Below are 25,305 nucleotides of genomic sequence, written 5' to 3'. Positions count from 1 at the left end.
CTGGACAACCGGTAGGTATCCGCCAGTGACGGCGTCCCTTCCCGAGGTAGGTTGACCATGCAATTGCGCGAGCTCCAGTGGTTCACAACGCTGGCCGAGACCGAGCACATCACGGAGGCGTCGATCCGGCTGAACATCAGCCAGCCGACACTGTCCCGGGCGTTGGCACGGCTCGAGCGCAAGCTCGGAGTGCAGCTTTTCGATCGCCACCAGAACCGGCTGCGGCTGAACAAATACGGCGAGCTCTTCCAGGCCCACGCGTTACGAGCACTGAACGAGATCGACCGTGGGGAACAGCGGATCGCCGCTTTGGTCGATCCGGATCGAGGCTCGGTGTCGCTCGGGTTCGCGCATTCCTTCGGCGGCTGGCTGATACCAGACCTGCTCAATCGGTACCGCGGGATCGCGTCCAGCACTTCCTTCGAATTGCACGGCGGCGCTTGCGATTCCGTAGTCGACAGCGTGCGGCAGGGGCGAATCGACATCGGCTTCGTGGCTCCCGAGCCGGCCGCGGACGATCTCGAGTGGGTACCGCTCGGACGTGAGGCGCTGTGTCTGAGGGTTCCCGCGGGCCATGTGTTCGAAGGCCGCGATCACGTCGCGATGGCGGACGTGGCGGACGAGCCGATGATCGCACTGAAGGCCGGGTACGGCCTGCGTCAGGTCACCGACCGGCTGTGCCGGGAGGCGGGGTTCAGCCCCCGGATCGAAATCGAGGTCACCGAACTCTCCACACTGCACGCCCTGGTCGCGGCCGGAATGGGCGTCGCCGTCGTGCCTGCCGCCCACTCGGGACACGCGTCCACGGTCGGTAACATCCCACTCAGCGACCCGACCGCCTTCCGGTGTTACGGAGCGGTTGTCCGCCGCCATGGTCCGAGGGGCCAGGCCGCACGGCGGTTCCTGAAATTCGTCGCCGGTGTCTCGCCGTTGTCGACACGATCCAATCGCTCGCCGTCCGAAGGCGATCCGAAACGTGTGCTCCGGACCGCGGTACCTGCCGCCTGGCCGGTGTCGGCGTAGTACCGACGAACAGCACGATCACACCGTACGGGCCGCAATCCGATGCGCTACGCGCATCGCTTACCCGAAATTCCTGTTCTTTACACAAAAGCGGATACCTCACATTCTTGATTCAGCGGCCGACCTATGACTTGATTCACGCGCTATGGAGGAATCAATGATTGATTCGCAAGACATTCCGGAGACTCAGCTCGACGAGGAAATCGGCCGACTGAGTTCGCACACCACGACCCCGAAGCGCTCCCTCGAACTCTTCGACGCGGCTCGCAGCCGGTGCCCGGTCGCGCACAGCGAAGAACACGGCGGATTTCACATTCTGCTGGAATACGATGTCGTCAAACGCGGTACCAGCGATCACAAGCTCTTCTCGTCCGAACCGCAGGTGCTGCGGCCGATATTGCCGCGCAACTCGTTTGCGGCACTCGAAATGGATGAACCGCAGCACAAGGAGTGGCGCAGGCTTTTCGACCAGGCGGTGACACCGCATATCGTCAGTGTGCTGGAGCCTTTGGTCAGGGCCGATATCAACAAGCGCATCGATGGCTTCATCGAGCGCGGCACGGCGGATCTGGTCGAGGAGTTGGCCGAGCCGATTCCCGCCGAAGCGATCTGCCGGCTCGTCGGCATCGAGGACGAACTCGTCGCGGAAGTGCGAAATCGAGCCGCGGCTATGTTCGGCGCGCAGGGCGACCCCGCCGAATTCCGCCGTCGCCAGACCGAATTCGCCGAGATCACCCTTGCCCAGGTACACGACAGGAAGACCACACCACGCGACGACTACCTCACATATCTCTCCAATATCGAGGTGGAGGGCAGGTCGCTGGAAGACGACGACTACGTGGCGCTGTTCACCGGATTCCTCGGTGCCGGACACCACACCACCACCTCGGCGATGAGTAGTCTCATCCATGATGTATTCAGCGACAACGATATTTCCGCGCGAATCGCGGCGGATCCGAAGCGATTGATTCCGATCGCCGTCGAGGAGTCGCTCCGGCTGCGGCCCCCGTTCTTCGGCTTCTTCCGCCGGGCGACCGCGGATACGCAGCTCGCCGGCATCGATATTCCCGAGGGCAGTGATGTCTATCTGGGCTGGGCCTCCGCCAACCGGGATCCGGCGGTGTTCGCCGATCCCTGTGAATTCCGTCTGGATCGAGGTCGCAACCGTCACTTGACCTTCGGCTCCGGCGTGCACACCTGTCCGGGCGCAGCACTGGCGCGCATGGAACTTCGCGTCGCGTTGGAGGAGCTGCTGCGGCGGCTGCCCGACCTGACGGTGGAGATCGCGGAGCCCGAGTACGAGTTCAGCGGCGGTGACTATGTGCACATGGGTCGGCTACCCGTTCGATTCACGCCCGGTGTGGTGGAGGGAAATTGACTGCGATGAATGTGGGATTGCCCAGCTGGATGATGGCGCCGACACCGCCCTCGGCGGCTGGGGAGTCGTTCCCATTTCGGTTGGCGAAGAAACGCCCGCTGGCACAGGGTGTGGTCGAATTGGTTTTCGAGCCCGACAGCGGCCGTGCACCGGAATGGGAACCCGGCGCACATGTGGATATTCACCTTCCGAACGGCCTCGTGCGTCAGTATTCGCTGTGTGGTGATCCGGAAGATCGAGGGTCCATCCGCATCGCCGTTTTGCGCGAGGAGGGCGGTCGCGGTGGTTCACAATACATTCACGATTCCGCGGAACTCGGCGATATTGTTGAGGTATCGGTGCCCCGCAATCACTTTCGGCTCGTCGACGCCGAACGCTATCTCTTCATCGCCGGAGGAATCGGTATCACACCACTGCTTCCGATGCTGAATCGGGTCCGCGCGGGTGGGGCCGACTGGAGATTCGTCTATTGTGGGCGTTCACGGTCGGCGATGGCGTACGTCGACGCACTTCCCGACGACCCACGCGTCTCGGTAGTGTCGGGCGACCGCGACCAGCGGTTGAATCTCGATGACCTCCTCCACGAGCCGCGTACCGACACCGCGATCTTCTGCTGCGGCCCGGAGCGACTGCTCGAAGCGGTCGAAGAAGCCGGCCGGCACTGGCCGCCCGGAGCGCTGCACACGGAACGATTCAAGGCACCTGTCATGGATGAGCCCGCCCGCGAATTCGACGTGGTCCTGCAACGGTCGGGTATGGAATTACACGTGCCGGCCGAGGCAAGCCTGCTCGACATCGTCGAAATGGCCGGTATCCCAGTACCGTCCTCGTGCCGGACCGGCACCTGCGGCACGTGTGAAACACCAGTCCTGGACGGACAGCCGGAACATCGCGACGTGGTGCTGTCCCCCGAAGAGCAGGCTGTCGGAGACTGCATGATGGTGTGCGTTTCGCGCGCCCGCACCGATCGGCTCGTGCTGGACCTGTAAAGGGCCCGCAAGCGACCAGGGCGAAAACTCAGTGGATGCCCTTCCAGGCATTGTGGAGGAGTTCGATCAATTCCTCCCGCGTGAACGATCGGGGGTTCGAGTACGGATTACTCACGACCTCGTCAGCGACGCGAGTCAGGTCACTCTCGTTCACACCCAGCTCGAGGAGAGTTCGCGGTGCTCCGAGGTCTGCGGTCAATGCCAGGAGGCCGGTAACCGCATTGTCGGTGCGTAGTGCGCGGGCGAGGGCGGCGGCGGCCGTGCGAGCCGACGGTAGGTTGAATGCCGTGACGTACGGGAGCATTACCGCATGGGTTTCGGCGTGCGGAAGATCCAGCAATCCGCCGAGGACATGGCACAGCTTGTGGTGCAGGCCCATGGTCGTCGCCCCGAGGCAGGCTCCGGACAGCCACGCGCCCTGCAATGCTGTCGCCCGTGCCCGCGCGTCGTTCGGGGCAGCCGATAACGCCGGTAGCGCGTCGGCGAGGTCGCGGATGCCCTGTTCGGCCATGGCGGCGATCACCGGCGAGCCGTCGGGGGCGTAGAGCGCCTCGACCGCGTGCGCCATCGCGTTGATTCCGCTCGTGCAGGACACCGGAACGGGTAGTGTCATCGTCAGATCGGGGTCGTAGATGACGCTGCTCGGAAGGACTTTGCGGTCGCGGCCGGTTGTCTTCTTGTCACCCTTCGTGATCCCCCAGATGGGGGTCATCTCCGAGCCCGCGTAGGTCGTGGGTACCGCCACGATGCCGAGGTCGCTGCCGAGCGCGAGCGCCTTGGCCAAACCGATCGTCGATCCGCCTCCGACCGCGACACAGCCGTCGATCGCGAGTTCGGAGGCCACCGACTCCGCCGCCTCGACCGTCTCGACCGGGACGTGCATCCGTGCCGAATCGAACACTCCCACAGCGGATTTCCCGATCAGGCCGGCGGCTCTGTCGCCGAGGTCGCGCTGCTGCGGGGTCGACAAGACGAGCACGCGCCGCAACCCCAATCGGTCCGTTTCGGCCGCGAGCTGCTCGATGCTCTCGGACCCGAATACCACCCGCATGGGCAGCGCGTCATACGTGAAGGTGCCTGTCATTGCGGTCCGCCCTCTCGGCCAAGTCGAATATCGAAGTGCGCATGGCGGAAAGGTCCGGTCATGCCGTAGTGCTCGAACCCCTCGGTATCGCCGATTTCGGTGAAATCGACAATGAGGCTCTTCTTCACCGCGAACACCGCATCACTGTCGATATACGCGCTGTCCGCGACGAACAGGTGTGTCGTCACCGGCCGGTACCCCGCCGCTTCGGCGATTACGTGAATGTGCGCGGGACGGAATGGATGGCGTCCGGACGCACCGAGCAGATCGCCCACCGGGCCGTCCGTGGGAATCGGATAGTGACTGGGCACTACGGTTCGGAACCAGAAGCGCCCCTGCTCATCGGTCGTGAACAGACCGCGCCCGTTGCCCGGCGGCTGCTTCTCGGGCTCTTGCACGTCGTAGAAGCCGTCCACGCTGCATTGCCAGATGTCGATGGTGGCGCCCGCCAATGGCCGGCCGGCGTCGTCCACTACCGCCCCGGTAACCAAGCAGGGCGTCGAACCGCCCATCAAGTCGATCGAGTCGCCGAGCTCCCGACGTGGCGACTCGGTCATGTGAAAAGGACCGAGAACGGTGCCCTCGGTGCCGTGCTCGTCACCATTGATCGTCTCGACCAACATCGATACGCCGAACACATCGGAGAGGAGAACGAATTCCTGCCTGGTGTCATCGCAGGTGTGACCGACAGCCGTGAGAAAGTCGATGGCCTGCTGCCACTCGGTCTGCGTCGGCCGTAACTCACGAACCAGGGCATGGAGGTGACGCGTCGTCACCTGCAATATCTCTTTCAGTCTCGGGTCGGACGTACCCTCGAAGCTTGCGACGACGGCATCCGACGCGGTCGTCTCATTGAAATCCACAGCGGTTTCCTTTCGCGGTCGCCTCTTCAACGCACATCTCGCAAGATCGCCCGCGCCCGCGCGACGACAGGCGCGTCGACCATCTGCCCCTCAATTCGGACCGCCTTGCCTCCGGCCTCGGACTCGACCACCCGCCGAGCCCAGCGGACTGCCGCCGCGTCGGGCCGAAACGCCGCATGGGTGCCCACCACCTGACGGGGATGCACCAGCAGCTTTCCCGTCATGCCGAGCTCCTTCGCACACCTGAGATCCTCGTCCAGGGCCGTGGCATCGTCCAGAGCGGCGGTCACACCGTCGATCGGTCCCGGAAGCCGCGCGGCCCGCGATGCGAGCACGAGCGCGGACCGAGCATGGAGCATGGCCGGCCGGCCGGTGTCGCACCCCAGGTCGAGCGCATAGTCCAAGTGCCCGAACGCAATTCGCGAAACACCAGGGGCGATGGCTAGAGACTGTGCTCGGACCATCCCCAACGCCGACTCGACCAACGCGATCACGGGTACCCCGACCCGCTCGGCGACGGCCGACAGTTCATCGGGACTTTCGGCTTTGGGGACCATCACGGCGATCAGCCCGGGCAGGCCCTTCAGTGCCGCCACATCGTCCCAAAAGTGTTGACCCGCTGGGGAAGCCACTCGCACACATGCCGGTCCACCGCGGGACAGCCAGTCGACTACCTCCCTTCGGGCGCTGCCCTTGTCCTCGTCCGCGACAGCGTCCTCCAGATCGAGCACGACGACGTCGGTCCCGGACCGAATCGCCTTGTCAAAACGCTCCGGACGATCACCGGGTACGAAGAGAAACGATCTGGCGACCCGAATGGCTTCCTCCCGATTCATGGGTTCTCCGCCTTTCTCGGTTCGCTGGCCGGTGCTCAGTTCGGTAATTCGGCTGCCGCTGAGGCAATTCCGAACTCAGTGAGTACGGCTTCAGTGTGCTCACCGACCCCGGGCACGGGGCCCATCACCGGCTTCATTCCGACAAATGTCGCCGGTGGAACGAGTGCCCGCAACGAACCGACGGGTGACTCGTAGTCGAACCACCGTCCCCTCGCCTCGAGTTGCGGGTGCTCCGCCAGGTCGTGCATGTCCCGCAGAATCGCGTTCGCGATGCCTGCCGCCTCGAGCCGCTTCGCGACCGTTTCGGCGCTCCATGCCGAGAATGCGCGCTCGATCTCCGCTTGCAACTCTCGACTGTGGCTCACCCGCAACGAGTTTCGAAGGAATCGGGGATCCGCCGCTATGGCGGGGTCGTCCAGGATCTCCGCGCAGAACGTCGCCCATTCGCGTTCGTTCTGCAGTCCGAGGAACACCTGATTTCCGTCTCCGCACCGGAACGGGCCGTACGGCGCGATCGACGCGTGCCGCGCACCCGTCCGCTGCGGCGCCGTGCCGCCATACATCGCGTAGTTCAGCGGATAGCCCATCCACTCCGAGAGCGCCTCGAGCATCGAGATCTCGATGGTGGCGCCCTCGCCCGTGCGATCACGCTGGATCAGCGCCGTGAGAACGCCGGAGTAGGCGAACATTCCGGAGGCGATGTCGGCGATGGATATCCCTACCTTCGACGGCTCGTCCGGGGTGCCGGTGATGGAGACCAGGCCCGCCTCGCACTGCACGAGGAGGTCGTATGCCTTCTTCGTCGAGTACGGTCCACCGGGACCATAGCCGGAGATGGAGACATGAATGAGTTCCGGCTTGACTCTTCGCAATTCGTCGCTGCCCAGCCCGAGTCGTTCCGCCGCGCCGGGAGCGAGGTTCTGGACGAACACGTCCGCGTTGCGGACCAGGGTCTGGATGCTGTCCTTGCCGTGCTCGGACTTCAGATCGAGGCAGACCGATTCCTTCGAGCGGTTGAGCCAGACGAAATGGCTGGCCATTCCGCGCACCGTCTCGTCGTATCCGCGGGCGAAGTCGCCGACGTCGGGACGCTCGACCTTGATCACCCGCGCGCCGAGATCCGCCAGCTGGCGGGTGGCGAACGGGGCGGCCACGGCCTGCTCGAGCGATACGACCGTGAGTCCGTCCAGGGGGTTCATAAGAATTCCTTCGTTCGATACGAAACCGGCCACACTCAGTGCGCGATCAGGGAGGGTGTTTCCAGGGTTTTCGTGAAGTAAAGGCGTTCCGCGGCGAACTCGCGGTCGCGGGACATCTTCCGGAACACGTCCAGGTCACGATCGAGTTGGGCCGGATCGGTGGAATGGAACAGCAGCCGCTTGTTGGCGCTGGCTCGTGGACTCGCGACATCGACGAACGCGTGGCGGCGTTCGTCGGAGTAGACGTTGAGGATGCCGTCGTCGGCGCGGCCGGAGACGACCGCGCCCAAGGCTTCGTTCAACAGGTACGCATCGAACAGGCCCATGGTCAACCCGAGCCCGCCGGTGGGATTCGTCGCGTGTGCCGCGTCACCGGCGAGCAGCACCCTGCCCGCGCGGTAGGACCTCGCGCTGCGCTGATGCATCCGGTAGGGCGAGATGGCCTCGAGTTCGGCTGCGGCAGCGATCTTTTCACCGAACACGGTGGTGAGGAACTCGGGCAGGCGCTCGGCCGCCGATTCGGCGGGCAGGGCGTCGTCTTCCATATACGTGTACCGCCACATGCCGTGCGCACCGGACTCGTCGATCTTGGCGATGATCGCGCCGAAGACGTCGTCGACATAGAATGTCGACTGCGCCCAGCCCGAAAGTTCCTCGGCGAAGCGGACATTCGTGGCGACGAACCGCTCAGGCCAGGTCATCCCCTCGAAGCCGAGATCCAGCTCGCTCCGAACCCTGGAGCTCGCGCCGTCGGCGCCGATGAGCCAAGACGCGCGAAGTTCGCTTTCGCCGGTCCCGGATCGGACGCCGACTCGGACTCCGTCGTCATCCTGGGTGATCGCGGTGACCTCGTGGTTCCAGAGCACGCGCGCGTTGTCGTAGGTTTCCAGGCGGTGCAGGATCAGGCGCGCCAGGGTACCCTGCCCCAGGTGCAGGTTGTAGGGACGTTCCACCTTTCCCTCGAGCGCCTGCAATCCGTACTCGATGATTTCGCCGGTCTTGTGCACTCGATAGGCGTAGTCCTGCTTCAGAAATCCGGCCCCAACGGCGTCGTCGAGGAGATCCAACCGGGCCAGACCATCCAGCGCTGCCCAGTGATAGACGATTGCCCGCGGCGCGTCCGAGAGAGTCGGCGCTCGCTCGAGCACAGTGACGACGACACCCTGCTGCGCCAAACCCAGCGCATTCAAGAGTCCCACGGGACCTGCGCCTACGACTATCACTTGCTGTTCTTCTCGCATTAATCCTCCACGGTGAAGATCCCGAATGCCCGTCCGTTACCGGCCGGAGTCTGGGAAGCTCAGACGACGCGCACTTCTTCGTGATCCGGAACATCGGGAACGACTTGGCGCAGTGAGGGATTCTCTCGCCTCAGTGCCGCACGAATTTTGACGAACTCGGACCGCCGCTCGAATGCCAGCACGCCGGTCACCGCCAGGCCGCGCCGGTACAGGAAGAGCGAGCCGTCGGAATTGCGGTTCTCCAGTAATTCCTCGTCGCCCGTCAGATATCCGGCGAATTGAATGCGAATGCCATGCTGGTCGGACCAGAAATACGGCACGTTCGCGCAGACCGCGCCATCGAGGTCCCGAATATGGTTCACGGCGTTCATGGCGGCGATACGCCCTTGTTCCGCCGCATTGGTCCAGTGCTCGACCCGCATGATCGCGTCGAATCGTGGATTAGGCCACCGAACGGCATCGCCGGCGGCGAAAACACCCTCCGATGCCCGCAGCTGGGAATCGCACAGAATCCCGTTGTCGAGGGTCAGACCCGAGCCCTCCAGCCATCGCGTGGAGGGACGCACCCCGGCCCCGACGAGAATGACGTCCGCGCGAACTCGGGTGCCGTCGTCGAGAACCAATTCCCGGCCCTCCGCGATGTGGCCGACATCGGTGACCGCCCTGCCGAGAAACAGCTCGACACCGACGTCTCGATGCAACGCCGCGTAGGTGTCGGCTACCGGAGCTCCGAACCTGCCGAGGGGCTTCGGGGCCATGTCGACGAGCGAGACCGCACGACCCTCCTTGACGAGCGTCGACGCGAATTCACCACCGATGAACCCGGCGCCCACGATCGCCACCGACTTCGAGGTATCGGCGACCGCTGCACGCAGGGCGCGGGCATCCTCGAAACTACGCAGCGGATAAACCTCCGGAAGCCCGGTGAACACAGGCGGTATCACCGGCTCGCAGCCGGTCGCGATGACGAGCGCTAGATACCCCAGTTCGCCCTCGGCGAGGCGGACCCGTCGCGCGGCGAGATCGAGACCCAGGGCCGGGGTTTCGAGCAGGAAGTCGACTCCGTGCCGACCGAGTTCGCCGACCGACTGGTAGACCAGGTCGTCCAGTTCGAGCGGATCGCGCAACGCGACTTTGGACAGGGGCGGGCGCTCGTAGGGCAGGTGAGCCTCATCGCTTACGACCGTCACGCTCAGCTCGGGCGCAAGTCGGACGACGGTTTCCGCCGCCCGCAACCCGGCGATGGAACCACCCACGATGACCACATCGGAGACCGCTGTCATGCTCTCAGAGCTCCGCCAGCGTGCTCACAGCGCAGACGGCGCCGGCGGCACTGCGAGCCTCGGCCCCGTGGATCAACCCTTCGGGGGCGGGTACGACGGTGAAGGTCTGCGGTTTCGTCATGGGTGAGACGAACCGGTATCCGAATGTCTTGCCGCGCAGGTCGATTCCCTCGCGCCGCATATGTTCACCCATCATGAGCGCGAGCAAGGGCCCGTGGATGAGCAGCCCGTCGTAACCCTCTTGCGCTGTCCACCCGAGGTCGTAGTGGATCCGGTGCGCGTTGTATGTCAATGCGGAGAACCGGAACAGCGTTCGCTCGTCCACGGCCAGCTCCAGCGTCGGCCCGCTCGGCGGCGCGGGAGCGGCCGGCGCGGGCGGCAGCGTGCCGGATCCGGGCGCGCGGTAGACGATGTCCTGCTCCTCGCGAATCACCAGCTCGCCGCCCTGGAAGATCTCCTGGAGGACCGTGACCAAGGTCAACGGGCCGCTTCGGCCGTCCTTGTCGAGCGAGCTCTTGACCGAGGTCACTTTGGTAGCGGGCTCGCCGATCATCAAGGAGCCGAGGGTCGTCACGCGTCCACCCCCGAACATCCGTCGGCGGTCGGGCCCGGGAGGGGCCGGTATCCCGGTGACCGGATGACCGTCCGGACCGAGCTCACGTTGTGGACCGCGCTCCAGCAGATACGCCCAATGCCATAGCGGCGGCACCGGATCACCGGCGGCACAGGGCATCTCGATGTCGAGCATGGCGGCGAGCGACTCGGTCGGCTCGGCCGCGATCATTTCCGTTCGCTCGATCGTCTCTGACTTCTGATCAGTCACCAAGGCAGTTGTCTCATCTTTCTGCTCGGAGGGCACTCAGCAGTTCTGAAAGATCGGGAGCGTCTTCCAGGTTCTCGACCGCGTGCACGAGTCGGCGGGGAATCTCGGGGTCGATCGGCGCCAGCAGTGCTTCTGCCTTCGCGACGACCTCCTCGTGGGACATCGGGTTCAGCGCCGAGCCCTTGGCGGTAGTCGGGTTTCCGGCGAACAGGGTGATCGTTTCGCCACTGGTGAACTCCACGTCCAGACGTGGTCCGTCCTCCAGTTCGATGCCGGAGTCGACGTGCATCGAGATCTTCGCGAAGGTCTCCGCCACCAGCGGGTCGTTCATGCGGGGTGGCTCGAACTGGTCCAGTCCCACGCTGCCGTTGCACAGTGCGACACTCATCGCGTAGGCGAGGCTGAACTGGGCATCGAAGACGGTCCCTATCGGGTCGACCGACAGCATGTTCACCGCGGTCTCCGAGGCTTTGATCGAAATGTGGTGTATATCAGCGGGTTTCACGTCGCGTGTGCGAATCATCGCCAGAACCGTGTCGATCGTGGAGTGGCACCCCCGGCAGCAGGCGTAGGGCTTGATGTACGCGGTGGCCACGTTGTAATCCACGCCCAGGTCGGCGAGCGCCTGCTCGGGGAACCCGTGTCCATTGTTGTAGGTGGCATACAGGCCACCCCATTCGGCTTCGAAAACCCTACGCGGACCGGTAATTCCGGCCTGAGCGAGGAGCGCCGCGTCGACGCCGGTCTCCCCCGCTTTGCCGGGATGGATGCGTTTGGTCATGGCGCCGTCGTCTTTGAACGCCCACACACCACCGGTGAACGAGCCGGCGATTCCGAGCGCGTCGGCGAAGCGTTCCGCGTCCAGGTCAAGGGTTTTCGCCGCGGCCGCGGCCGCGGCGAAACTGCCCATGGTGCCGCTCGAGTGCCAGCCTCGGCCGGTATGCGCGGCGAAACCTCCGATCGCCTGCAACGCTCGGTAGCCGATGTCGTATCCGGCGATCGTCGCCGCGATGAGCATTCGCCCGTCTCCGCCCGTCACCTCCGCCACGGCCAGCGCCGCGGGCAGCACCGTCGCCCCGGCGTGGCCCGGCCCACCCCCGTCGTCGAAGTCGCGGGCGTGGGCCGCAGTGCCGTTCGCGAGCGCGGCATGAGCCGGCGAAACCCGAAAGGGGGTGCCCCACACCAGGCTTCCGGACTCGGCGCGCACGCCGGTGAGTGCGGTCCGCACCCGCCGGGCCTCATCGGTGTGGGCACCGGCCATCGCCACGGCCAGGGTGTCCAGAATATTCTTCTTGACACCAGCGACGACTTCACCCGGAATATCGTCGAATTGAATTTTCGCCCAATTGGATGCCAGGCGCTCCGTCAAAGACTCGGCATTCATCACCATATTCCCCTTACACCGGATTCAAGTTCACGGTGAGCGCCTTGACGAGCCAGCGGCCGCCACTCTGTCCGATTTCGGTGCCGTCGTCGACCACCAGCGCATCGGGGTGCTGATCGGCCAGATACCTGACCACTTCTTCCATTTCCACCCTGGCCAAGCTTTGACCGAGGCAGCCGTGACTGCCGGTGCTGAATGTCAGCGGGGAATTGGATTCCCGATCGAGGCGGAATTCGGTGGGGCGTTCGAAGCGCGCCTGATCGCGGTTCGCGGACCAAACCGCCACATGCACATCAGAGCCTTCCGGAATGATGGTTCCGTTCAGCTCGATATCTTCGGTCGCCACCTTGCTCACGATTCCGGGCCGCGGATACAACCTGATGGCCTCTACTACGGCGGCAGGAATCAGTTCGGGATCCTCGACGAGTCGCCGCCAGGTGTCTCGATCACGCAGCAGTGTCCACACGACGAGGCCGGTTTGATGCGAGGTATTGACCGAGCTCGCCTCGAGCATGGCGGCGGCCTCGTTGAGCAGTTCATCCTCCGACAGCTTGCCCGCTTCCTGCTGGCCGATGAGGAAGGACAGCATGTCGTCGCCGAGGGCCTGTTCTCGCTTTCGCGCGATGAGAGCACGCAGATAGGCGAAGAGTTCGGCGTAGGCGTTCACGATCACCGGAGTAAGGGACCGGTCCCGTTGCAGCAGTGAGAGCGTCCGCTCCGACAGGCTGGCGACCAAGGGCTCGTCCGCCGCGGGTGCGCCGGCGAGATAGCAATAGATCCGCGCGGGAATGCGCTGGTCGATCCCGGTGTGGAAATCGACGGGAGCGCTCGTGTCGAGATCCGCGACAATGCCCTCGACGATCTCGCGAACAATTCCGCGAATTTCCTGCACAGTGTGCGGACCCATGAACCGCGCCATCGGCGCGCGCAGTCGGAAGTGACGCGCACCCTCCGCCATGATGACGCTATTGGCACGGAATTCGTGAGCCAGTCCGTCGGTGATTCCGAACTGTTCCATCAGTTCGAGCGCGGCGTTCTTGAAGCGCGTATTGCGCAGGACCGTGGTCGCGAGATCGTAGGTCAGCACCGTGTAACCGGATGGACCGAGCGCCAGTGGGCCGTCCGGCAGGGCTCCGCCCTCGTGCGCCTGGGCCTGCGGAGCGAACGGATCGAAGCGGGGCAGTAGTGTCTCCGTCATCGAGATATCGCTCCCATCGGGCAGCACAGCACGACCTCGTCGAACTCCTCCTGCCGATCGTCCTCGATCCGCGTCTTCAATTGTGCGAGCGAGCCGTCCGCGCCGATCTCGAATACATCGGGCATCAGTGCGGCGCAGGTGCCGTTGGCATCGCAACGGCCGAAATCTACTTTGACATTGATCATCTCGGGGTCCTTCATCTGAGATGCGGCGTAATGCCGAATAATTCGGCTAGCTCCGCTGGGATTTGTCCGAGCCGTCGCTCAAGTCGACGAACCCACCGCGCAGGAAGATCAGCGGTGGTTCGCTGGCACGCAGTTCCAGCGTCTCGACCCGGCCGACTACTTGGTAATGGTCACCGATCAGGTCCACCTTGAATCGCGTGCACTCCAGGGCGACGATCGCCTCGTCGAGCAATGGCACGCCGTTGACCGACTCACTCCAGCCCACGTCGTGGAAGCGGTCGTCACTCGGTCGCGAGAACGTCCGGCACACCTCGCTCTGGTTGTGCCCGAGGATATTGACGCCGAAGCGACTCGCACCGTACAGGCGAGGCCAGCTCCTGGAGGAACGGTCGATGAAGAAGGCGATCAGCGGCGGATCCAGCGAGACCGAGGTGAACGAGCCGATCGTCATACCGACCGGCCCGGACCTGGTGGCCGCGGTGACCACGGCCACACTCGTCGGGACATGGCCGAGAGCGCGCCGGTAGTCGACGGGAGCTGCGGCCGGTTCGGTGTCGAGGGCTTTCACGGTGGTATCCATGGCCGTCCCTACAGAACCGTCGTGGGCTCGTCGTTGCCCAGCAGCACCCGACCGTAGGCTTCCCTGCCGATGTCGGCGCTGACGTAGGCGTGCCGGGCCGCGATCGAGGAGTCCCGCCAAATTCGGCTCAGCACATTGACTTCGGCGAACGAACCCGAGCCATTGGCGTTCATCAGCTCGTCGATCGCTCGCGTGGCCAGCTCGGCGACCACGCCGGTGTCATTCCGGATGCGCGCCCGGGTTTCCAGGTCGAGTCGCCGGCGTTCGGCGGCCGCCTGGTCGATGTCGAGGCAAATCCGATTCAAGGTCATTTCCGCGAGGTGCAAATTCGTGGCTGCCTTAGCGACGGCGATCTGATGAGTGGCCGACAGCTTCGCATGCGGGAAATTCGTGTAGGCTACGGGCTTTTCCGGCAATTTGGCTCGGGTGATTTCCAGCGCGTGCCGAACCATACCGATCTGTGCCGCTACGAGAATGGCCGAGGCGACAGCGGTGAAGCCGATCGATGCCATGTGCTCGTCTTTGTGCGGAGTGAGGTATCGGCCTTCGGCCATTTCTTGGAAGCGCTGTACCCGATGCTCCGGCACGAAATGGTCCTCCACCACAATGGTGTCGCTACCCGAGCCCCGCATTCCGGTGACGAACCAGGTCGGTTCGATGGTGAAGGCCTCGGCGGGAATCAACGCCAGGCCCACCTCCTTGCCACCGTCGAGGGGAATACCCACGGTGGCCCAGTCGGCCGCGAAGGAACCGGATGCGTACGGCCAGCGGCCATTGATGTGATAACCGCCCTCGACCGGCTCCGCCTTACCCGGTGAGAAAATGCCACACGATGTCGCCTTCGGATTCGACCCGAACATGTCTTCCCGTGCCTTTTCGGAGAAGGTCGAGGCGAATCCGGTGGCGGAGGCGAGCAATGCGGCAATCCACGCGGTGGAACCGTCGCCCCGTGCGACCTCGGCGACCGCCTCAACAGTCGTCCGCATGGTGGCCCCGTGCCCGCCGAGTCGCCGATCCACGAGCAGATGGAACAGGCCGGCCTCGGTCATCGCCTTGACCACTTCCGGGGCGATTCGGCGAGCCTCGGAGCCCTGCGCGGCGTATTCGCGGATCAATGGGACCAGATTGGTTGCGCGGCCAACCAACTCCGCGTCCGGAGCGCCGATGTCGGACCTGACAGCGGTCAGCGACGTCTGTGTCATGGTGCCTCTTTCCTGGTGATCATGCGAGAAACTGTCGTGATCGACATCACGGGCCAGCTATTTCAGAATGCGGAATCGGCCGGATGGAGTACAAGACCAGGAACTTCGCACACACTATGCGTCCGGCGCATAGTCACATTCGGGCAGCAACTTACCCAAAAAATCGACTCTCGGCCGCAACGTTTTTCGACGTATCATCCCCGGCATGCAATTGCGTGAGCTCGAATGGTTCATCACTTTGACAGAAACCGGAAATATGACAACTACGGCCGAACAACTGAACATCAGTCAGCCGACGCTCTCACGGGCTTTGGCCCGGCTCGAACGCAAGCTCGGCGTGAAACTCTTCGACCGTAACCAGAATCGGCTGCGGCTCAATAAGTATGGCGAGATTTTTCGCGCGCACGCGGTCCGCGCTATCGATGAGATCAACCAGGGAGAAGAGAGAATCGCCACCCTCGTCGACCCGGACCGCGGAGTGGTCTCACTCGGGTTCCTGCATTCATTCGGCGGATGGTTGATACCGCGGCTTCTGGATCGCTATCGCGCCCTCGCGCCACGCACATCCTTCGAGCTCTGCGGCGGTGCATCCGACGCCGTGGTCGATGATGTCCGCCATGGGCGAATCGATATCGGCTTCGTCGCTCCCCAACCCACCGCGGACGATCTGCATTGGCTGCCGCTGGGCCACGAGGAACTTGGCCTCGGCGTCCCGCCGGGCCACGCGTTCGAGGGCCGCGGCGATATCGCGGTCGCCGACCTGATGGACGAGCCCATGGTAGCGCTCAAAGTCGGGTACGGCCTGCGTCAGGTGACCGACCGCCTCTGCCGCGAGGCGGGATTCAGCCCCAGAATCGAAACCGAGGTGACCGAGCTGTCCACCCTCCGGGCACTCGTGGCGGCGGGAATGGGCGTAGCGATCATCCCGGCCGCACAGCCGGGGCACCCGCCCACGACTCCTACCATCCCGTTTCGCGACCACGCTGTCTTCCGGCAGTACGGTGCGGTGACTCGCACACATGGTCCGAGTGGGCGCGCCGCTCGGCGGTTCCTGGAGTTCGTCGCGGAGCAAACCGAACGTCAGCAGCCCCCCACGAGTCGATGAATCACCGCAACCGCTCGGACGAGGTGGGGCTCCTCGCGGTCGGCGCGATGGGCGACCGCGCTCCCACCTGGAATGGGATGCGGTCGCCGGCGAGCCGTACTAGACGCATTCTTCCGAGCGCTTCGCCGTGAATGACTTCGCCGCTCCGCGCGGTGTGCTGTCGGATAGGTCGGTGGGATGTCTCCCGTTACCGTGACCTTCCTTCCACGCAGTGCTCCTGCCACCCTGCTGGCCATGACAAACCGAGCCCGGTGCGGGTTTACCGCGAGTTCAGCGAGCAAGCTCGGAACGTCGAGCAGGTCGGTCACTATTGTGTCGTCGCACGTCTTGGACAGCGGCAGACCATCGCCGACCACACCAGTCAGGATTGCGACCAGGTCGCGAAGGGCCAGCAGGATGAATTTGCGCCCCGGATCGGTGATTCCGCGCCGTTTAGCGACGACGAATGCCGCAAGCGCATCGTCGTTGCCGCGCTCGATCTCAGCCTCGACCAGCCACGGACCGGGCTCGATCCGGCCGCTGTAGTCCTTGCAGTCGCCGACCAGACGTCCGCCATGGATACGCATCCCGGCGAAGTCGCCGCGGTCCTCGGCGCCGTTCTTCGCGCGTTCGATGCGGTCGTCGACGTGCTCGGTGAGGTAGGCAGCGGTCGCCGATTCGTGGCGGTGCCAGTGGTTTTCGCGCTGCGGCGGGATCGGGTCATTCGGGGGCTCCGTCCGGGTAGTGGACGCGTCCGCCGTCGATGAGGAGCGACGCGGCGGCGAACTCGCGGTCGTTGCCCTGCAGCAGCGGCAGAACGTCGGCAGCACGGAAGATCGGGGGTTTAAGGAGCGGCCAATTGCGTTGGAACGCTTCGACGACTTCGACAATCGTCTTGCCTTTGCACGCGGGCGGGCTGACCGATTCGTTGGGATCAGGCATTGCGGTCCGCTCTCTCGGTGGCGGCGCGGGCGCGCTCGCTGAGTTTGTTGTAACTGGTGGCTGGAACCGTTGCTGCCAGGTTTCATGGATTAGGGAGAATCAGCAGACGGGTTGCACAGTCAGGCAACCGCATGCGCACAGTAGGCCCACTCCCATCCTCCCCACCACTGAGCCGACACCGAAACGCACTACGCCAGTGCGATCTTCGCCGCCGCGATCGGCAACACGCGGATGCTTCACCAGCGAGCAACCGTTGACCGACAACGCCGGGGACCGCCGCGAATGGACCGCCGAAGAACTGGCCTACCTCGACAAGATCCAAGAACAACTCGCCGGCCCCCTCACAGAACGACAACTCGCCATACTGCGCCGCTGGTGGCATGGCGGCTACGCGTCAGACGAATGAGCCCACCTTGCCGCCGACTGTATCCCCACAGACCACGATCTCGACACGATCCACACCCACGGCAGCGAACTCAACGAACCGCCCACTACCCCGCGGCAGCATGATATTGCTCGCGATGCTCGATCCAAGGCCGTTGACGCTCTTCCTCACTCATCGCCAACAACTCACGCAACTTCGCCCACGCCGCCTCATCGACCGGGGTATAGATCTGCATCCACGCATGCGGAACCGAGGGCAGCGACATGCTCGTCAAGAACATCTCCAACTCCCCCACCGCCAAATTACGGATCTGCTTGGTCCGACTCGCCGGAACCGCAACATCATTACGAGCCCACAACGACGCGAAAGTCTCACTCTCAGCACACAACTCAGAGATGAAACCCTCCCAACCCGGATCACCGAGATTCTTCGCATACGAACCACGCAGATAACCGACCATGCGCCGCAAGTCATCCCAATTATGGTGATAGGTATTGCAGCACTCCGGAGTCAGAAACACTCGACGGGCCACATTACGCTCGCCCTTGACGAAACCCGGACACAGCGCCTCATAGGACTTATTGTGCGCCAGCACGTCATAACGCGGGCTGAGCACAACACCCGGCAACGGCTCCAGATGATCCAAAATCACCTGAAGCTCCTCCGGCAGAGCGGTTCCCGCATGCGCAGTCGGCACCGTCGGCACATCCGCCAACCGATACAAATGCGCCTTCTCCGCAGCATCCAACGACAACGTCCGCGCAACCGAATTCAACACCTGAACACTGACATTGATCTCGCGACCTTGTTCTAGCCAGGTGTACCAGGTGATCCCGATTCCGGCGAGCTGTGCCACCTCTTCACGGCGCAGGCCAGGGGTTCGGCGGCGCGGGCCAGGGGGCAGACCGACGTCGGCCGGGGTGATCCGGGCGCGGCGCGACTTCAGGAACGCGCCCAATTCGGCGCGGCGTGCCTTGCGTACCGCACGAACGTCCACAACATCGGTCATGTCGCGATCATCCCGCATCCTGCTAACGGTATCCAGGTGCTACCAGTAATAGCTTCGGCGGCAACGCATACCGCGTACGACGTCGCGCGCCCGGGCCGCACCAGCCGCTGGCCCCATCATCGGCCCGGGAACCCGGACCACGGCGTGGCTCCTGGTGGGCCATCCGGCGGTGGCGTCGAGCGCGAGAACGCTTCGGGTATCCGGAACCCGCTTTCGGCGACCTCCGCGCGCAGGAGTGCGAGATGCTCGCTGCTCCTCGCCCATATCTCGCCGACGCCAAGCGCGATCACCGCACGCATCCTGCCGGAACCGGCCACGCCCGATACGGCCAGACGCATGTCTGCCGCGTCGGCCTGCCGCATGAAGCTCTCGGACAGCAGCGGATACGGGACCGCGATACCGCTGGCCCCGGCACCGCGCACCTCCTCGATGATGGCGTCGATGTCAGTGGCACCCGGCAGCACCGCCCGAGCCATCCAACCGGCGGCGCCGCGCATCCCTCTGGCGGCCACCGTCAGCGAGTTGATCATCGCCACGCGCCGACAATCCGGTGCCACCTCCGCGGCCGCGGCCAATACCCGCAGGTCGACCGCGTGCAGCTCACCTCGCACACCGTGCCGCTCCAGCGCGGCCGCGATCTCTCGCACCCGCGTGCGGACCTCCGCATCGGACCAGGCGGGCCCCGCGGACACCTCCACCGCCAGCGCCGCATCCGCGAAGGCCGCCGACCGGCATACGGCGTCGAGGGCGGCCATGTCGGCGGCGGCCCGGCCCACCTGCGCGACGACCACATGCACGCCCAGTGCGAGCGCGTCGATCAACGCCCGCCCGTCATCTGCCAACCCCCCTGCGCCGAGCTGGATTGCGATCCTGGGTCCCACCCTGGCCGTATCGGAAGCGTCCGCTGCCGCCATACCAGCCTCGACCGGATCCGTCCGTCGTGCACCGAACGGATCGGTCGCCGCGCGCCCGGCGGGCCGGTCGAGTGCGGCGTCCAATTGCGGCGCACGGCGATCACGGGCGGCGTCGACCACAGCCGCGCGAATGCGATGCATCGCGGTCGGGTTGTCGACGGTGGGCCGATGCTGCTCGGTAGGCACCTCGGCACCACGCCCGGCAAGACACCACGCGGCGTAGCGCAACGACTCCGTGGGCTGCGCGGCGCCTACCAATGAATACTGCAGGTACTCGCCATGCCCGTCGAAGGGAGCCAGCGAGTACGGGAAACCGCGTTCGGCACGCACTCGGATCGCGTTGGTGTCGGTCGCTGGATCGGTCCCGAGCCCCAGCGGCCCGTCACCGAGCAACCGGCCACGCGCGTCCGGTGAAACGCCACCCAAACCGGTCACCGTATCGTCGGATTGCGCCAGCACCCAGGTGTGGCGGCAACTGGCATCGGTCGCGCTGTCGTAGCGACGGCCACGCCCGGGCGACCCCACGATCGCGCGGTTGCCGAACACGCCATCCAGTCGCCCGCCCACGGTCGCGTCGGATACGACCGGGGTGCCGTAGCTGTAACCGAGCACGGAAAATCTCGCATTGCTCACCGCGCGCAAGGCCAGCACGTCGCGCGCGAACAGTCGGCCACCGGCCTCGGCGAGTTCGGGTCTGGCAGCCCACGCTTCCTTGTAGTTGGCAGGGGCTTCGTAGCCGATCCAGCACACCACCGCGACCTTGCTCGCACGATCCGCCCGCACCAACTCTTCGTACAGATTCCGCGCACTCCCCAGCCGGGCCGTCGCCGACTGCAGCCGCGTGTTGACGCCATCCACGTACCAGACCACGTGTTCGGCGTCCTCGAGTCGGCAGTTGCCGATGACGAATGTGCCGGATCCGTTGCCGCCGAATGCCTCCGGGTCCAATGCCATCGTTGACACGATCGGCGTGGGGATGTCGCGGTGCACCGTTACCGAGCGGATGAGTGCCTCGTCGACGGCGTAGAGATTCCTGAATACCTGGCGCCCCGTCCGCCCGGCTTTCCTGACACCTTTCGCAAGGATAGCGGCGGCAGTGGCATACCGCCGATAATCGTTCGCGTAGTTCGCTACCTCCGACGGAATGCCCGGAGCAGCGCCGATTTCCGGGTACCGCGCCACGACCGCGCGCTGCTCGTCGCGACGCAGTGCGTCCCACCACCGTTTGTTGTCGACCGCAAGCCGACCGGCTCTGCTGAAATCGTCCGGCAGACCTCGATGCAGTAGGACATCGGGCCCCGCTTCCCGGCCGCCGCGCTTGTCGATCGCACTTCGGGCCAGCGCACCGTCTCCGGCGGTCTCGACCAAGGTGGGCACGCCGGTGTCGGGATCGCGCGGAAGGATAGCACCGTAGACCGAGTCGACCTGCGCGTCGACGTTGCGTTCGATGCAGTCGGTGAAGCGCACCCACGCCTCCTGCGCGTCATCATGGCGCGCGACCAGATCCGGGCGACCGGCCAGAATGCGGCTCATATTGTTCAGCGACTCGGTGGCCGCCTTGGTGCGATCGTCGATATAGAGGAGGAATTCGTCATCGATCGGCTTGCCCGCCTCGAACGGCTCCTTCTCGTATCGCTGCGCCTTATCGCGCATATCCTTCAGCACGGAATTGGTAGTGCCCGCATCACCGGTCGGAAACCGACACGCGAACTGCACGCCTGGCAAATCCAGGGCTTTCGCGGGGCTACTCGCCCGCGATGCGATCCCGTAGTACACGTTGGTGGATGATGCGATATCCGCCAGTGCGTCACGCATCGTCGCGAGATTCGGCTCGCCACAGACCACCACTGTGTCGACCGAATGCGCGGCCGACTCGTGTGACAGTGCCTTCTTCGCAGACCGACCGCCGTTACCGTGCACGACCAGCTGCCGTTGCGGCCGAACCGCCGGATGCGACGCTGCGCCGGTGTGCATGTCGGCGGACAGCGCCGTCATATCCCCGGCCAACCGGTGGCCATCAGTACCGGACCACACCACGACCCGGACCGGGCGATCCGGGTTTTCCCGTACGGCCGCCTCATAGTGATTGCACGCCAACTGCATTCGCTGATCCAGGCGGCGCAGATCGCCAGCGGTGCCGTCCACATGCCACGCCTCCGACAGGGGATCGGCGCTGCCGATCGAGATGATGATCGAGCCAGCGGTCGGTCGGTCCGCATCGAACTGCTCGAGCAGCACGGTCGGTATCGGTACTCCGGGAGTCGCGACCGTCGCGGCCCGCTGGCGGGCCCGGATCAACAAGTCCTCGACATTCAGCAGATACTCCCGCAGCGCCCGCTCCCGTGCGGTCGGCCGCGCCGCGTCCTCGACCGCGGCCCTCGCTTTCGCGAACGCCCACCGATTGGCCTGGTCGCGCACGTCTCGCGGGAATCCCCCCGCTTTGCCGACGAATTCCGGCCACACCAGCACCAGCGCCCGCAGCTCGTCCACGCTCAGACCTCGCGCGAGCCGCGCGTTCTCGGCGGCGTGCGCCGCACGTTCCTCGACGGCGACCGCGCGGTTCCCGGCCGGTCGCCGCCGCCGCCATCGATACACCAGGTCCTTCGGGCTCGCCCCGGACCCCCACTGCTCACGCAGAACCCGCTCGGCCCGCATACGCAGGTCCGCATCGGGCGGGGTGTAATCGGGCAGCCCAGCACGGGCATCGACCGGGCCGATCAGCTGAAGGTGAGCACCGGTTCCGGCACCTTCCAGCCCCTGCGCCCGCACCGGATCGGCTGGCTCGTCACCGCCACCGGGCCGACTGCCGATGAATCCATCAGGCCTGGTGTTTCCTCGCCCGTCGGACGGGAACGGCTCGATCATTTCGCCGCCGGGCCGGAGGAGGGCTTGGGCTAATGCCGTGATCGCCGGGGCGAGGTTCGGGAGGTTCGCGATCGCCCGTCGTTCGGCACCTGCGGCCCGGATCCGATCGGTGACGATGCCGGTTACCGCGGAGGCAAGCACGCGGGCGGTATGTGTGTCGATGGAACCGAGCGCCCTGGCGAAGTGCTCGGCGAGCATGGACCGGTGCCGGTCGTGCAGCGGGCGTGCGCCGGGACCGGGAGCGAGCAGGTCTCGGTGCAGAACACAGGCCTCGTCCGGATGCTCGGCCAGGGCGGTGAGGTAGGCGCGCGTGGCGGTCTCCAGCCGCGACCGTACCCTGCCGTGCGGCTCCGGCATCGCCGCGGCACAGGCCGTCCGCACGCGGTCGATCGCCGCCGCACAGGCGGCCTCGAAGCCGCTCTGCTTACCGGGATACATCTGGAAGTACATCCGGCGCGTCAGCCGGGCGCGCTCCAGGACGAGATCCAGCGACATCGCACCGTATCCCCGGTCGGCCGCGACGGCGATGATCTGCGTCAGAAGGTGTTCCCGCCGGTTGTCTCCCGGCTGTCCGGGCGAGTGGCCGGTCGGCCGCGACACCGCTCGGTCCAGATCGCCGGAGCGGCCGGACATGCGGTCGGTGAGGGTCGGTCCGGTGAGTCGAAGTTGCGAGTAATCGCGTCCGAGCAGCGGTAGCAGGAACCCACCGACCATCACGGCTATCTTCGAGCCCGACGTCTGGCGGTACGCCTCGATGTCGAATTCCGCCAATGACTGCCGGAGCTGATCAATCGACGCCTCGGCTGCTCCGGCCGGATCGAACGTGACGAACCCTGGGCACACGCCCCCGCGGTCGGCCGCGCGAGCCTGTTTCGCCGTTCCGGTGATCGCGACGGACGTGATCGTCTTGTTAGCGGTGTCGAATGCGAAGGCGAACCGCGGCGGGTCGCGCGGCTCGGTGAAGTCGCCCAGTGTGGCGAAGGTGACACCGGCCATCACACTCAGGCGGCTGGCGAATTCCAGGATGCTGTGCTGAATGCTCGCCCACGGCCAGCCCTCGATCACGTCCGCGTGCGCGACGAGGCTCTCGAGATAACCGCGCAACACGATCTGGATGCTGCCCATATTGGTCGCGGCGCTGAGCACCGTCTTGTCGCCGGGTACGGCGAATTCGTCGACCGAATGGGCGGGGAGGCCGAACTCGGCTCGCCGGTGCGGCGGGATCGCGTCCAGGATCGGAGCCCGGTCGCGGGAGCATTCGTCCTTGATGTCCGCGAGTTCCTGCCATACCGGCCCGTCCACCAGATCCCAGACCGCGGTGAGATGCTCGACCGCTGCTTGCATGAATGCGTGCCGACCGCTGTCGCGTGGATAGCCGTCGCGGCCGTGCATGACGTAGTCATCGTCGAGCCACGATGCGAAATATCCCGGCTCGACCTCCGAATATCCCGACTGCAATGCTGTCATCACCCGTTCCGGATGACTCATCATCTGCTGTAGCGCCGTTTCGGTCAGCTTGTACTGCAGGCATCCCGACGCGATCGACCGCTCGAGCGAATACCGCAGGTACGCAAGCTGATCCGGTGGGAACAACTCCGCAAGCCGACGCGTGGCACCACCGACGCGCACCGGGAGATTCGCCTCCGCGAACCGACTGCCGACCTCGGCGATGATTGCCCGTGCCCGCGTCGGCTCCGCGAGCACTTGGGTCATGCCCTTCTTCGACAGCTCGCGAATCAGCGACACGACGGTGCGCGGCACCTGCGCCGATGGCAGCCAATCGATCGGCGCATCGGCAGATTGGTCGGGCTCCGGGGTCGAGTCGCCCGGCACGCGGTGCTCCGGCCCGGCGGGACCGGGCTCGGCCGGTTCGGCATCGGATCGGGGAATCGATTGCCCACCAACGGGTTCGGCACCAGCGGGAGGATGGTCGCCCGAAGCGGCCGTTTGCGCTCCGTGCCGCATGAGATCGGCGATGTGTCGGCGCAGGGCACTGGCGTCGTCGGACAGGGCCCGGTCGGCGAGTATGCCGTGAATGGCCGCCACCAGGTTGCGGCGGGCGAGTCTCGGCTGTTCACCGAATGCGGTCGCCACCATGTCGGCGATGGCTTCCGTTACGGCCTCGTAGCTGCCCGGCCGTAGCGGGTCGGCACCGAATTCCTCGGTCAGCAGCCGCTCCAGTACCGTGCCCGGTCCCCCGCGCATCGGCACCGGCTGCCCCTCGTCCCGATGCAGCGGTAGCAGTGCGGCGAGCTCGGCTCGCAGCGCCGATCTCTCCTGTGATGTCAGCGCCTGCGGCGCGGAATCGGAGGGGTCTGTCGGGCGGCTGCCGATGTAGCCGCGGGGTCCGACAGTGCTGGTCGCGGGTTCGGCGACCACTCGGCCGTTCAGCTGCCTCTGGATGAGGTTCAGCAACCGGCGGCGATGACCGGCATGCAATTGCCGACACCAGTGTGCGAGCACGTCACCCGGGTAGAAGCCGGAGTAGGACGGCACCAGCACACGCCACGTGCCCGATGAGTCTTTCCCCACCGTCACACGCGCCGACATGACACCGAGGTCGAGTACTTCGCTGGAACGTTCCGTCAACGGTGCGGGCTGTTCCAGTATCGGCGCGGGGTGGTCGACATCGTCGGGAGCTTGCAGGACGACCCGACGCAGGGCCGCCAACGCACTGTGCGGCTCGTCGGATTCACTCGTCCGCGGCGGCCTGCACGCCTCCTCGACAGCACGGTCGGTCAGGATGTGGCCGTGGGTCGTCATCGTGTAGAAGGAGTCGCCGGAGCCCTTGAACGCGCTCGGCGGGAGCCCCCGGATCCACTGCTCGAAGGTCGGCCG

At 65.3% G+C, this 25,305-nt stretch carries 20 protein-coding genes (1 of these 20 cut by a window edge); 5 read left to right on the top strand and 15 right to left on the bottom strand.

All coding sequences use genetic code 11. The features are described 5' to 3' along the window. Positions 1-57: 57 nt before the first annotated feature. The 3 genes from ACIBG0_RS04770 to ACIBG0_RS04760 all read left to right on the top strand — a co-directional run bounded on the left by ACIBG0_RS04770 (position 58) and on the right by ACIBG0_RS04760 (position 3,390). A complete protein-coding gene (locus ACIBG0_RS04770; protein WP_397029243.1) occupies positions 58-1,023 on the top strand; it encodes a LysR family transcriptional regulator in 966 nt (321 codons plus the stop codon). Positions 1,024-1,180: 157 nt separating this feature from the next. After that, the gene (locus ACIBG0_RS04765) at positions 1,181-2,401 is read left to right on the top strand and encodes a cytochrome P450 (RefSeq protein WP_397029241.1); all 1,221 of its coding nucleotides are present in this window, start codon (positions 1,181-1,183) and stop codon (positions 2,399-2,401) included. 5 nt (positions 2,402-2,406) lie between these two features. After that, positions 2,407-3,390: a PDR/VanB family oxidoreductase gene (locus ACIBG0_RS04760; RefSeq protein ID WP_397029239.1), complete on the top strand. Its 984-nt coding sequence runs from the start codon at positions 2,407-2,409 to the stop codon at positions 3,388-3,390. 28 nt (positions 3,391-3,418) lie between these two features. On the opposite strand, the gene ACIBG0_RS04755 is transcribed toward ACIBG0_RS04760, so the two are convergent. From ACIBG0_RS04755 to ACIBG0_RS04700, 12 genes are read right to left on the bottom strand one after another with little or no spacing between them, the layout of a single operon-like run. Beyond that, positions 3,419-4,474, bottom strand: coding sequence for a maleylacetate reductase (locus ACIBG0_RS04755; RefSeq protein WP_397029237.1), 1,056 nt, complete (start codon positions 4,472-4,474; stop codon positions 3,419-3,421). Further along, a complete protein-coding gene (locus ACIBG0_RS04750; protein ID WP_397029235.1) occupies positions 4,471-5,337 on the bottom strand; it encodes a dioxygenase in 867 nt (288 codons plus the stop codon). Before ACIBG0_RS04750 ends, ACIBG0_RS04755 begins: the two co-directional genes overlap by 4 nt. 26 nt (positions 5,338-5,363) lie before the next feature. Further along, complete coding sequence (locus tag ACIBG0_RS04745; protein WP_397029234.1) at positions 5,364-6,173, bottom strand: HpcH/HpaI aldolase/citrate lyase family protein; 810 nt, start codon at positions 6,171-6,173, stop codon at positions 5,364-5,366. Positions 6,174-6,208: 35 nt separating this feature from the next. Continuing rightward, positions 6,209-7,372 (bottom strand): CaiB/BaiF CoA transferase family protein, encoded by a 1,164-nt coding sequence (locus tag ACIBG0_RS04740; protein ID WP_397029233.1) that lies wholly within the window; start codon positions 7,370-7,372, stop codon positions 6,209-6,211. A gap of 35 nt (positions 7,373-7,407) precedes the next feature. Continuing rightward, the gene (locus tag ACIBG0_RS04735; protein WP_397029231.1) at positions 7,408-8,613 is read right to left on the bottom strand and encodes an FAD-dependent oxidoreductase; all 1,206 of its coding nucleotides are present in this window, start codon (positions 8,611-8,613) and stop codon (positions 7,408-7,410) included. Between the two features lie 59 nt (positions 8,614-8,672). After that, on the bottom strand, positions 8,673-9,896 hold the full coding sequence (locus ACIBG0_RS04730; RefSeq protein ID WP_397029229.1) for an NAD(P)/FAD-dependent oxidoreductase: 1,224 nt from the start codon (positions 9,894-9,896) through the stop codon (positions 8,673-8,675). A 4-nt stretch (positions 9,897-9,900) separates the two neighbouring features. After that, the gene (locus tag ACIBG0_RS04725; RefSeq protein ID WP_397029227.1) at positions 9,901-10,719 is read right to left on the bottom strand and encodes a mesaconyl-C4 CoA hydratase; all 819 of its coding nucleotides are present in this window, start codon (positions 10,717-10,719) and stop codon (positions 9,901-9,903) included. Positions 10,720-10,732: 13 nt separating this feature from the next. After that, complete coding sequence (locus ACIBG0_RS04720; protein ID WP_397029225.1) at positions 10,733-12,103, bottom strand: MmgE/PrpD family protein; 1,371 nt, start codon at positions 12,101-12,103, stop codon at positions 10,733-10,735. Between the two features lie 13 nt (positions 12,104-12,116). After that, a complete protein-coding gene (locus ACIBG0_RS04715) occupies positions 12,117-13,301 on the bottom strand; it encodes a cytochrome P450 (protein WP_397029223.1) in 1,185 nt (394 codons plus the stop codon). Next, a complete protein-coding gene (locus ACIBG0_RS04710) occupies positions 13,298-13,486 on the bottom strand; it encodes a ferredoxin (RefSeq protein ID WP_364357716.1) in 189 nt (62 codons plus the stop codon). Before ACIBG0_RS04710 ends, ACIBG0_RS04715 begins: the two co-directional genes overlap by 4 nt. A gap of 46 nt (positions 13,487-13,532) precedes the next feature. Then, complete coding sequence (locus ACIBG0_RS04705; protein ID WP_397029221.1) at positions 13,533-14,066, bottom strand: flavin reductase family protein; 534 nt, start codon at positions 14,064-14,066, stop codon at positions 13,533-13,535. Between the two features lie 8 nt (positions 14,067-14,074). Next, the gene (locus ACIBG0_RS04700; RefSeq protein ID WP_397029219.1) at positions 14,075-15,268 is read right to left on the bottom strand and encodes an acyl-CoA dehydrogenase family protein; all 1,194 of its coding nucleotides are present in this window, start codon (positions 15,266-15,268) and stop codon (positions 14,075-14,077) included. Positions 15,269-15,473: 205 nt separating this feature from the next. Between ACIBG0_RS04700 and ACIBG0_RS04695 the strand changes: the two genes are divergently transcribed. Beyond that, on the top strand, positions 15,474-16,373 hold the full coding sequence (locus tag ACIBG0_RS04695; RefSeq protein WP_397029218.1) for a LysR family transcriptional regulator: 900 nt from the start codon (positions 15,474-15,476) through the stop codon (positions 16,371-16,373). Here the strand turns inward: ACIBG0_RS04695 and ACIBG0_RS04690 are convergent. Next, entirely contained in the window at positions 16,349-17,242 is an 894-nt protein-coding gene (locus ACIBG0_RS04690) for a hypothetical protein (RefSeq protein ID WP_397029217.1), read from the bottom strand. The genes ACIBG0_RS04695 and ACIBG0_RS04690 overlap by 25 nt on opposite strands. Positions 17,243-17,547: 305 nt before the next feature. Here ACIBG0_RS04690 and ACIBG0_RS04685 point away from each other — a divergent pair, with 305 nt between their 5' ends. Continuing rightward, entirely contained in the window at positions 17,548-17,700 is a 153-nt protein-coding gene (locus tag ACIBG0_RS04685; protein ID WP_397029215.1) for a hypothetical protein, read from the top strand. A gap of 85 nt (positions 17,701-17,785) precedes the next feature. Here the strand turns inward: ACIBG0_RS04685 and ACIBG0_RS04680 are convergent, their stop codons facing one another. After that, complete coding sequence (locus ACIBG0_RS04680) at positions 17,786-18,688, bottom strand: helix-turn-helix transcriptional regulator (RefSeq protein ID WP_397029214.1); 903 nt, start codon at positions 18,686-18,688, stop codon at positions 17,786-17,788. A gap of 116 nt (positions 18,689-18,804) precedes the next feature. Next, on the bottom strand, positions 18,805-25,305 hold the final stretch of the coding sequence (locus ACIBG0_RS04675; RefSeq protein WP_397029213.1) for a helix-turn-helix domain-containing protein. It continues 21,318 nt past the right edge of the window; the window shows 6,501 of its 27,819 coding nt (coding positions 21,319-27,819); its start codon lies off the right edge, out of view — the gene reads right to left on this strand; the stop codon is at positions 18,805-18,807.

This window comes from Nocardia sp. NPDC050630, assembly GCF_044457245.1.
Taxonomy (GTDB): Bacteria; Actinomycetota; Actinomycetes; order Mycobacteriales; family Mycobacteriaceae; genus Nocardia.
Note: the sequence above shows the minus strand (reverse complement) of the source record. Positions and strands in the feature narration are given on the sequence as shown.